Source organism: Akkermansia muciniphila, from assembly GCF_002884975.1.
Taxonomy (GTDB): Bacteria; Verrucomicrobiota; Verrucomicrobiia; order Verrucomicrobiales; family Akkermansiaceae; genus Akkermansia; species Akkermansia muciniphila_C.
Genome location: NZ_PJKB01000002.1, coordinates 884920 through 893784, shown reverse-complemented (window position 1 = coordinate 893784; position 8865 = coordinate 884920). Strand labels below are relative to the sequence as shown.

7 protein-coding genes are annotated in these 8865 nt (G+C 59.7%); 6 read left to right on the top strand and 1 reads right to left on the bottom strand.

Annotated elements, in window-relative coordinates; translation table 11 throughout:
• The first annotated feature begins 395 nt into the window (after positions 1–395).
• Both CXU21_RS09890 and aroB read left to right on the top strand, forming a co-directional pair.
• Entirely contained in the window at positions 396–959 is a 564-nt protein-coding gene (locus CXU21_RS09890; RefSeq protein WP_102715446.1) for a hypothetical protein, read from the top strand.
• 74 nt (positions 960–1033) lie between these two features.
• Complete coding sequence (aroB, locus tag CXU21_RS09885) at positions 1034–2146, top strand: 3-dehydroquinate synthase (protein WP_102725896.1); 1113 nt, start codon at positions 1034–1036, stop codon at positions 2144–2146.
• Between the two features lie 193 nt (positions 2147–2339).
• On the opposite strand, the gene CXU21_RS09880 is transcribed toward aroB, so the two are convergent.
• On the bottom strand, positions 2340–2732 hold the full coding sequence (locus CXU21_RS09880; RefSeq protein ID WP_180972766.1) for a hypothetical protein: 393 nt from the start codon (positions 2730–2732) through the stop codon (positions 2340–2342).
• A gap of 398 nt (positions 2733–3130) precedes the next feature.
• Here CXU21_RS09880 and CXU21_RS09875 point away from each other — a divergent pair, with 398 nt between their 5' ends.
• The 4 genes from CXU21_RS09875 (at position 3131) to CXU21_RS09860 (ending at position 8828) form a co-directional block, all read left to right on the top strand.
• Positions 3131–4342: a Gfo/Idh/MocA family protein gene (locus CXU21_RS09875; protein ID WP_180972765.1), complete on the top strand. Its 1212-nt coding sequence runs from the start codon at positions 3131–3133 to the stop codon at positions 4340–4342.
• A gap of 32 nt (positions 4343–4374) precedes the next feature.
• On the top strand, positions 4375–5079 hold the full coding sequence (locus CXU21_RS09870) for a cytochrome c3 family protein (protein ID WP_022398105.1): 705 nt from the start codon (positions 4375–4377) through the stop codon (positions 5077–5079).
• Between the two features lie 102 nt (positions 5080–5181).
• Positions 5182–5760, top strand: coding sequence for a DUF6714 family protein (locus CXU21_RS09865; RefSeq protein ID WP_102725894.1), 579 nt, complete (start codon positions 5182–5184; stop codon positions 5758–5760).
• Between the two features lie 77 nt (positions 5761–5837).
• On the top strand, positions 5838–8828 hold the full coding sequence (locus CXU21_RS09860) for a 4Fe-4S dicluster domain-containing protein (RefSeq protein WP_180972764.1): 2991 nt from the start codon (positions 5838–5840) through the stop codon (positions 8826–8828).
• Positions 8829–8865 lie beyond the last annotated feature (37 nt).

Genomic DNA, 8865 nt, shown 5'->3' with positions numbered 1-8865 from the left:
TGCATTAGACTTTTGTCATACTCCCACATCCCCGTGCCATTTTTTTGAACATTTTCTCCCGTGATGTTTCCGCAATAACCACTCTTCCTCTTTTTTACCCCCATCCCAGGACCAAAAAGGGGGTATTGAACGCAGGGGCTTCACCCTCCCTACTCCTTTGCATCCCTCCCCTACACGCCAGGACCACTGTCTTGACGAGAGGGAATAGTGGACGGAAAAGAAGAGGGGGATTTCCCTTCACTTAGGGAAATAGCCCCTCTTTCCCATTATCACTCCTTTTCCTTCCATAAAAAGCCTCTCTTCGTTCCCCTTCCCCACACTTCTTTTCCCTTTTAAACCGTTTTCCCGGCGCTCCCGCCGTGAACATTCCACCTCCGGATTTTGTCTAACCGCGCATGAAGAATCAGGAAATTCACTTGCCAACGCCCGATCCCGAGCATCCTTACGGAGGGGGAAACGGGCGTTACCGTTTTCCGGATATCAATGGCATGAATCTGCTGGGGGATAACGTCTCCCTGCCTCCCATCGTGCCGAAAAGTTTTCATATCATGCTGACCGTCTTTCATCCGGAAACCCTGTACAGCATGAAGAAGTGGCTGCCGTTCTGCGAGGATATCCGCAAGCAGTACAAGCATACCCCCACCCCGGTGGAGTATAGTATTCTGCTGGTTTTACAGCCTCCGCCCATTGAAGGGGACGTTCCGGCTTTTACTCAGGCCCTGGGGGATATTCCGGATTTCTACATGAAGACCAATTCCCTGATCTCCTATTACGACCAGTCTTTCGTACGCCGCAGGCTTTCCCTTCACAAGAAGGCTGAGACCGCCATCGTCCTTCTGGACGGCAACGGCAATATTATCTGGATGGATGAGGGAGCCTTCACGCCCGCACGCGTGGAGCATTTGAAAGTTATTCTGGAGACGCTTTCCCCGCTGGCGCCCAAGACAAGGACGCATTAGGCACCAGTGTGTCTTCTTTGCCCCATCCGCACTTTCCGTTTGAGCTTCCTTCCGGAATGCCTCATACTGGCCCCATGCCTACCATTTCTCTTGCTCTCGGGGAACGTTCCTACGATATCCACGTGGAAAACGGCGCGCTGGACCGCGTGGGTGAGTTTGCCTACCGCGCCGGGCTGGACGGCAAGATCGCGATTATCACGGATACACGCGTAGCTCCTCTTTATGCGGAACGCGTGATGAAGTCCCTGGAGAGCGCGGGCTTTATGCCCAGCCTGCACGTGGTGGAAGCCGGGGAGGCATCCAAGAATATGCTTCAGGCGCAGGAATTGTGTTCCGAACTGGTACGGGCGGGTATTGACCGCACCGGATGCATCGCCGCCCTGGGCGGAGGCGTGGTGGGAGATTTGGCGGGTTTTGTAGCCTCCGTTTATTACCGGGGCATTCCTTTCATGCAGATTCCCACAACGGTGGTCGCCCAGGTGGACAGCTCCGTGGGCGGGAAAACAGCCGTCAATATTCCGGAAGGGAAAAACCTGGTGGGCGCTTTCCACCAGCCGTCTGTCGTCGTGATTGATCCCACCACGCTGGTGACGCTGGACCGCCGCACCCTGGCGGAAGGATTGGCGGAAGCCGTCAAACATGCCGCCATCAGTGACGCTTCCATGCTTCATGACCTGAAACGGCTGGGGCCGGAGCTTTCCATCGGCTTTTCCCTGAATACCATCTCCAGGCTTCCGGAGCTGATTGCCCGGAATGTGGCGATCAAGGCCCGCATTGTGGAGAATGATGAGCTGGAGACTCTTGATATCCGCGCCCTGCTCAATTTCGGCCACACCATCGGCCACGGCATTGAAGCCGCCGTCCCCTACGGCACTATCCTGCATGGAGAGGCCGTGGCGCTGGGGATGCGCGCCGCCCTGTTTCTGAGCGAGAGGAAGGCCGGTTTGAGCTCTTCCGATTCCCGGAAGATTCTTTGCGCCCTTGAGTCGCTGGAACTGCCTCTGGTCCTTCCGGACGATATTGACACGGAACTGGTACTCAAGAAAACGGCCTCCGACAAAAAATTCCGGGCAGGAACCATCCGCTTCGTCCTCCTCTCCAAGGCGGGAGAAGCTGGCATTTCCAAGAAGATCACGCGGGAAGACATGGCGGAAGCCATTGAAGAATTGCGCCGCCCCCTGGCCTGAATGACCACCCCGGAGCCTCCCCGATCCTGCGGAAAGAAGAATTTAAGCGGACCGTCTCTAAGACGGCCTTTTCCCCGTTAAAGCAGGAAAACCGCTGCCGCGCGCTACAAAAATCGCGCCCCTCCCTTCCCGGAAAAACGGGAGGGAAAGACGCTGAAACAGTCAGCAGTTGCCGGACAGAGGCAAGTAATTTTTACGGTTCCTCCGGGGTAGGTTCAAACGCATCCACATCCAGAGGCACACTTCCGGTGTATTCTCCGGAGTCCAGTTTAATCTCTTTTAACGCGTCTTCCAGGGACAGGGAGCCATAACATTCCCGGCTGCCCAGACGCATCAGTTCATTGGCGATGTTCACGCCTTCTTCATTGGAAATATCCTTGGGAAGGGCGGCAGCCAGCTCCTTTACCTCCTCCGCATGGGCGTTTGCCGTCGCCTGGTCCTGAATCAGCACCAGAACGGCCAGCATTTTCTCTCCGGGCGTTTTGGGTATCTGCTGTTCGGCGGGAGCGGGAGTCTCCCCGGTCTGGTCCGGTTTTTTGCCGCCGTCGCAGGAGACAAGGGCCAATGCCGCTAAAACCGCTGTCAAAGGAATAAGATTTTGTTTCATAAAATAATGATCTATTGGTGAGCCGGAGGCCTCATTGAATCCATCATGAACACAGGAGAATCCGGAGTCAAATCAGTTTTTTACTCCTGTGAAATGTTTTTTCAGACAAAATTTTCCGTCGCGCACGCTTTGTTTTCTGAGCAGGGGGAGTATCCCTGTTCAACCTAATAGCCAGAATATAGTGCATTCATTGGTTCCCTGCAGCAGACGCAATTTCCGGCAACGGGCGTTGCGTCTGCTTTTTTGTGTCACCATCCCAATACAGCGTTTGATTCCATGGCCTGACACCGTATAATTCCCCTGAGATGGGTTCCCCTATTTGGAACAGACGCAGCTTTTTGAGAACCGCCGCCGGAACGGCAGGTTTCCTGGCAGCCATGCCCTATTTAAATGTAAACGCCGCCGGAGCCGTGACGGAGGCCAGGCCGCTCAAGGTGGGCCTGGTCGGCTGCGGAGGCCGCGGCCTGGGCGCCATGAAGAACGCGCTGGACGCAGACCCCGGAACAGTGGTCTGGGCACTGGCGGACGTGTTTCAGGAAAGGATTGATTTCGGCTCCAGCCTGCTGGCGGAGGAGTACGGCAGCCGCGTGCAGGTAGACAAGAGCCGTATGTTCGACGGCCTGGACGGCTACAAGAAGCTGCTGCAAACGGATATTGACGTAGTGCTGCTCTGCACGCCCCCCGCTTTCCGTCCGGAGCACCTGGCGGCGGCCATTGACGCCAGCAAACATATTTATGCGGAAAAACCCGTGGCGGTGGACGTTCCCGGCGTGCTTTCCGTGCTGGAGTCCGTGCGTCTGGCAAAGCTCAAGAATCTGGTGATTCTGGACGGGTTCTGCTGGCGCTATGACAAGGCGAATGAGGAAGCCCACCGCAAGCTTTCCTCCGGAGAATTGGGACGCGTGCTTTCCTTTGACGGGCTGTATTACACCACGCCGCCCAAGTCCCCTCTGGCGCTGGACTCCCGCCCCGCGTCCGATACGGACGTGGCTTGGGCCCTCCGCAACTGGACCGCCTGGAACTGGCTGAGCGGCGGCCAGTTCGTGGAACAGATCGTCCACACGATTGACGGGATGGTATGGTCCATGAATGAGCAGCTTCCGCTGGCGGCCTTTGGTTCCGGAGGACGCGCCCTGCGCCGGGACGACGGAGACGTATGGGACCATTACGACGTTTATTTTGAATATGACCACAACGTGGCCGCCCACATCTCATGCAGGCAGTGGGTAGGCTGCCACGGGGAGATCGTGGACCGGACGGTTTGTGAAAAAGGCATGCTGCTAACGCCGTACCGCCCCCACATCCAGGCGGATAAACGCTGGCGTTTCCGCGGAGAACGGGGCAATATGTACGCAGACACGCACGTGGCCTTTTACCGTTTCCTCCGTTCCGGCACCTGGACACAGACGCTGGAAAGCGCGGCCAATAAAACGCTGGTCGCCATCATGGGGCGTGAAGCGGCCCATACCGGGCAGCGCATCACCTGGGAACAGATTAAAAAGAGCGCCACGCGGCTGGTGCCTGAAGACCTGACGATGGATACGCCTCTGCCTCCCGCCCGCATTCCGCGGCCGGGCAGAGCGGCCTGACGGCGGGTCCCGCCTTTTCTCTCTACCGGACCATGGCCAACATCTTTCCACCCAATACCAACAGGCGCTTTTACGGAGGCGTCGCGCTGATTGCGCTTGCCGCCGCGCTGGCGCTGGGTGGGGTGTATTACGTCAATTTCCAGATTCCGGAGTATGAACCCGTGCAGCCGGTGCGTTTTTCCCACAAGCTCCACGCCGGAGACCTGAAGATGAGCTGCACGGCCTGCCACAGCGCCGCCCAGCGCTCTCCCAGGGCCGGCATTCCGGATACGAAGTCCTGCCTGGGCTGCCACCAGCATATTCTCCCGGACAGCCCGCTCATCGCTCCGCTGCGAGCGGCGGCGGACCCCCAATTTCCCGGCTATACGGGGGAACCGGTCCGCTGGGTCATGGTCAACCGCCTGTCCGGCCATGCCTATTTCAACCACATGGCCCACCTGAACCGCGGCATCGGCTGTACTTCCTGCCATGGGGACGTGGCAGGCATGGAACGCATCAGGGCTCCGCGCGATGCCCGCATGCAGTGGTGCCTGGACTGCCACCGCGACCCCGCCCCGCACCTGCGCCCGCTGGAGGAAACGGCCAGCTCCCATTATTCCGCCGCGGATTACCTTCGCACGCATTCCATCCGGGACGGGGAGGGAAACCGCATCCAAACTCCGCTTCAATTGGGAGATTTCCTGAAACACCAGTGGAAGATTCAGCCAAGAATGGACTGCACCGCCTGCCACCATTGACCACCGGGCGCAGGCCGGCTCCCGGCAAACATGCCTTTCCAGTCATCATACCTTCCATTTTCGCGATAGATGAATGCCGGACCGTTACTGTATGATGAAGTTATGGAATTGGACCTCGGCATTGTTTACTCCTGCCCTCCGGAAGAAGCGGCCCCGCATATTCTGGCTTATTTTCAGCAGGAATTTTCCAACCCCTTCCCCGCCCCCAAACCTGTTTCGCATGAAGAAGAACTTCTCCTGGAACAAATAGATTCCGCCTTTGACGGCGTCATTCTGGAAGACGGCATCGGCCTGATGACGACGGAACTCATCGACATGTACGCCCCCAGGGAAACCTGTGACGCCATCGGTCCCTATGAAGAGCGGACCGACTGGCGCCGCATCACCCCTTCCATGATCCGGGCATGCCGGGACGCCCTGGTTTTTACCGATCCAAAGGGATACCGTTTTCTCCTGCCGGCATGGCTGACGCTGGACCTCCGCGGCCAGCTTGAAACCTGCGACGCCATGGACTACCTTCCCCTCGTTCCGGAAAATTGCGGGGATTATGAATCCAGGGCCATCCTGCTGAACGATCCCCAGCTTGAGGCCGTAATGAATTACATTGAATACCGTCAAAAAAAGGACGGATGCCCTTTTTCCACGGACTTCCGCTGCCCTGAAGATGGGTGCAGCCGGTAATCACCGCTTGATTTCACCTTCCGGATTGCCTAAAACAAGCCGTTCCCATTTCCCGTTAATCCACATCATCCTCCGGTTTGACTCCCCTTCCCCCATTTCACCAGAATGAAGCTCCCCAGAGCCACCCCGCTTTTCTTCCGGAAGAAGAGCGGGAGATGACGCGCCGCTCCTTCATGAAATGGATGGGCGCGGGCGCAGTCCTGGTGGGGGTGGGGCTGCCCGCCTGCCGCCGTGTGGAAAAATACCTGGTTCCCTATAATGAAGGACCGGAATGGTCCGTGCCCGGCGTAGAAACGGCTTACGCCACCTGCCTGGCCATGGGCGGGAGCGCCCGGCCCGTCCTGGCCGCCTGCTATGAAGGGCGGCCCGTCAAGCTGCTTCCCTCCCTGCCGTATCCGGACGGTCCGGGCCTGCCGGCCACGGCCCAGGCCTCCATTCTGGACCTTTACGATCCGGGCCGCAGCAAGCACATCCTGTTCCATGGCAAGCCGGCCTCCGGGGACGAGTTCCGCGGCGCCTTTTCCTCCTGGTCCCGCAACCTGAGGGACGGCGGCAGCATAGGCCTTCTTCTACCGGAAACAGATTCCCCCCTGGTGCACTCCATGCTGGAGGAAATCACCAGGAAAAACCCCGGCGTCCGGATTTACCATGATTCCCCTGTTCCCGCTCCCGGCTCCGCCATGCAGGCAGGCCTGCCGCAGGAAGTACGGTTCCGCGTCCGGTTCACCCGCGCCAAACGCATCCTGGCCCTGGATTGCGATTTCCTGCATGAAAATCCTTACGGCAACACCCGTGACTTTATCGCCGCCCGTTCCCCGGAGGGCCTCCATTACAAGGAGGAGAACCGGAACCGCACACGCCTTTACGCCGCGGAAGGCCGCGTTTCCCTGACCGGAGCCCATGCAGACCACAGGCTGCCCGTTTCTCCCGCCCGTCTGGCAATTTTTACGGAGGAGTTGTTCCGTTACATCGCCGGCAGGAAATTCTCCTCCCGGTTTCCCCAGCCCGCACCGGAGGCCCCAGCCTCACTTACGGAACGGGAACTCGCATGGCTCCGCCGCTGCGGGGATGATTTATACAGCCATCCCGGAGAAAGCCTGGTTCTGCTGGGGGAAGACCATCCGGAGCTGTCCGGGTGCGTCTGGAAGCTCAACCGCCTCCTGGGCGCCATCGGAACCTGCATCCAGCTTTTGAAAGCTCCGGCCTCCCTGCCCCACGGCACGCTGGAGGATTTCATCCGGGACATCCGGCAGAAAAAAACAGACATCGTTTTCCTGCTGGATTCGGGAAATCCCGTGCTTGATTCCGCTCACGGCCCCACACTGGCGGAAGCCCTGAACGGAACGGAAAGCATCCACCTGGGCATGTATGAGGATGAGACTTCCCGCGCCTGCCGGTGGCACCTGCCGGCAGCCCATCCCCTGGAAGCCTGGGGAGTGGAGCGGGACCGCCGCGGAAGGTTCTGCTACCGCCAGCCCGTCATCCTTCCCCTGTACGGCGGAATCTCCCCGGAGGAAGTGCTTTCCGGCCTGCTTTCCACCAAGGGGCAGCTCATCACGGCGGATAATTCACCCACCCACCTTTCCCCCGTTTACCACCGCGCGCGCAAATGCTTTGAGCGGGCCGTGAATCCGGAAAACAAGACCGCCGCCTGGACGGAGGCGCTCCAGCGCGGCTATTCGGAGGAAACAGCGTATCCCCCCCTCTCTCCGCAGGAGGAATCCGGTTTTGGAGCCATCACGCCGGATGCCTCCGTTACGGATGCCCGCACCCATGCGGACGCGCCGGGGAGCGGACTGCTGGAACTGCAATTTTGCCCGGATTACACCATCGGTGACGGCCGCTGGAAGCGCAACGCCTGGATGCAGGAATGCCCGGACCCCGTCACGGGCGTCAGCTGGGCGGCTTCCGCCCAGGTTTCCCCCGCCACCTTCCGCCGGCTGGGAGGCACGGGCTCCGAACCCATGCGCTGCACGATCACGGCCTCTGCCGGACGGATGGAAGTAATCCTGTGCCCCATCCCCGGAGTGGCGGAGAATCTGGTGGTTCTGCCCCTGGGGTACGGAGGCATGAACCACGTGGCGGAAGGCCAGTGGAATTCCAACGGGTATGAACTCCGCACGCAGGTGAACCAGGCGAACGGATGCGGAATTCCGCCGGACCAGGTTGTTCTGCACGGCCTTCCGGAACGTACGGAGGCCATTCAAGGCCCGGTGGTCCAGCCCTCTCCCTTCACTGCCGGAGGCAGCGCGGCTGCCGCCCTGTTCACCCCCCCCGGCGCGGATACCGTTTATCAGTGGAAAATGGCCATTGACACGTCCCGCTGCATCGGCTGCAACGCCTGCATGATCGCCTGCCGGGCGGAGAACAACATTCCCGTGGTGGGCCGTGACCAGATGGCTAAGGGCCGTGCGCTGGACTGGATACGCATTGACAGGTATTTCACGGAGGAGGGGGCCCTCACCGCCATTCCCGTAGCCTGCCAGCAGTGCGGAAAAGCCCCGTGCGAGTCCGTGTGCCCCGTAAACGCCACCGTCCACACCACGGAGGGGCTGAACGCCATGGTATACGCCCGGTGCTGGGGCACCCGGTACTGCGCCACCAACTGCCCGTACAGGGCGCGCCGGTTCAACTTTTTTGATTATGCGAAGGCCTCCGAGGAAGCCACCCGCCTCCAGCGCAATCCGAACGTGACTGTCCGCTCCCGCGGCGTCATGGAAAAATGCACCTACTGCGTCCAAATGGTGGAACGCGCCAAAATCCGGCACAAATCCCGCTTGATGAAGGAGCATCCGGGTCAACCCTCCACCACCATCCGGGTGACGGAGAAGGACCTGCTCCTGCCGGACGGCGAGGCGCAGACCGCCTGCCAGCTCGCGTGCCCGGCGGCCGCCATCACCTTTGGAAACGTGCTGGACACGTCCTCCGCCGTCTTCCGCGCCAAATCCCTGCCGCGCCACATGAACCTGCTTCCCTCCCTGGGGACGGAACCCGGTACCGGCTACCTGGCCCCGGCGCGCAACCCCAACCCCGCCATGGAGGAGCAAGACCTGGAGAATATTCATTGAAACATCTTTTCCGCCAAAGAATAAGGCCGTCCTTTTC